Source organism: Nostoc sp. UIC 10890 (assembly GCF_054786515.1).
In genome coordinates this window covers 1-1,400 of sequence record NZ_JBSGKF010000151.1, presented here as the reverse complement: position 1 = coordinate 1,400, position 1,400 = coordinate 1, and the positions used below count along the sequence as shown (strand labels likewise).

Annotated in this window: 2 protein-coding genes; one reads left to right on the top strand and one right to left on the bottom strand. The window is 45.1% G+C overall.

Annotated elements, in window-relative coordinates; translation table 11 throughout:
* On the top strand, positions 1-1,230 hold a 1,230-nt coding region (locus ACWATR_RS40015; protein ID WP_460345929.1), incomplete at its 5' end, for an efflux RND transporter permease subunit.
* Here the strand turns inward: ACWATR_RS40015 and ACWATR_RS40010 are convergent.
* A partial coding sequence (locus tag ACWATR_RS40010) for a hypothetical protein (protein WP_460345926.1) occupies positions 1,170-1,400 on the bottom strand: 231 nt, incomplete at its 5' end. The two genes, ACWATR_RS40015 and ACWATR_RS40010, sit on opposite strands and share 61 nt — an antisense overlap.

Genomic DNA, 1,400 nt, shown 5'->3' with positions numbered 1-1,400 from the left:
AGCGATCGCTACAATGCTCGGATTCAAATTGCCGAAATTCCGCCCGGCCCCCCGGTGCTGCAAACGCTGGTTACAGAAGTCTATGGTGCTGATTACAAAGGTCAAATTGACCTTGCCAAGCAAATTTATCAATTATATCAGTCAACTGATGGTGTTGTTGATGTGGACTGGTATGTGGAAACTCCGCAGACGGATTATCGATTAGTAATTGATCGTGAGAAAGCTACACTCAACGGCATCAGTCCCACTCAAATTTCCCAAGTTTTGCAAATGGCAATTTCTGGTGAAAATATTGGACTGTTACATGATGAAAATGCCCGTGAGGATGTGGCGATTAATCTGCGTTTTAGTCAGTCAAGCCGCACCAGCTTAGAGGATCTGAAATCCCTTAACCTTAAGGGCGCAAACGGCAATCTAGTACCTCTGAGTTCCTTAGTGAAAACAGAAACTGCGATCGCTGATACTAGCATTTACCACAAAAACTTACAGCCGGTTGTTTATGTTCTGGGCGATGTGTCTGGTAAAGTCGAGAGTTCCGTTTATGCCATGCTCAACCTGCAACCAAAAATCGATAAACTGATTCCCACAACTGGTGCAAAAATTCAGACCTACCTAACTGAACAACCCCCAACCACTGAAACCTACTCGATTAAGTGGGATGGCGAATGGCAAGTTACTTATGAAGTCTTCCGTGACTTAGGCATTGCCTTTGCAGTGGTGCTTGTATTGATTTATGCCCTGGTGGTGGGCTGGTTCCAATCATTTACAACCCCATTAGCAATTATGGCAGCCATTCCCTTTTCACTAATCGGAATTATGCCTGCTCACTGGTTAATGGGATCGTTCTTTACAGCTACCTCAATGATTGGCTTTATTGCCGGAGCCGGAATTGTGGTGCGGAATTCCATCATCCTGGTAGATTTCATCGAGTTACGTCTGAAAGAAGGAATGCTTTTGGAAGAAGCCGTAATCGATGCGGGAGCCGTTCGGTTTCGGCCGATGCTGTTAACCGCCGCCGCCGTAGTTGTGGGATCGGCAATTATTCTCGCTGATCCGATTTTTCAGGGGCTAGCGATTTCGCTGATGGCGGGTGAAGTTGCATCTTTGTTACTGTCGCGATCAGCTGTGCCGATTCTTTACTACAAACTCTGGCGTAAACGCAAAGGAATTCAGAAAGATGCCAATGCCCAATTGGAGCAACCTACTGTCGAAATAATTACTAATTTGTAACTCTGGCGGTAGTATAATAGAGTACAAATGTGCTTAACTATCATACCAGCTTCAACCTCACCACCCACGAACAATACTACAGTGATCGGTGCATCATCTGGTAACGTTGGCTTTTTCTTTTCGAGATACTGATAGAGGCATCTTTGACTACGAAATTGTTGACCTTTGAC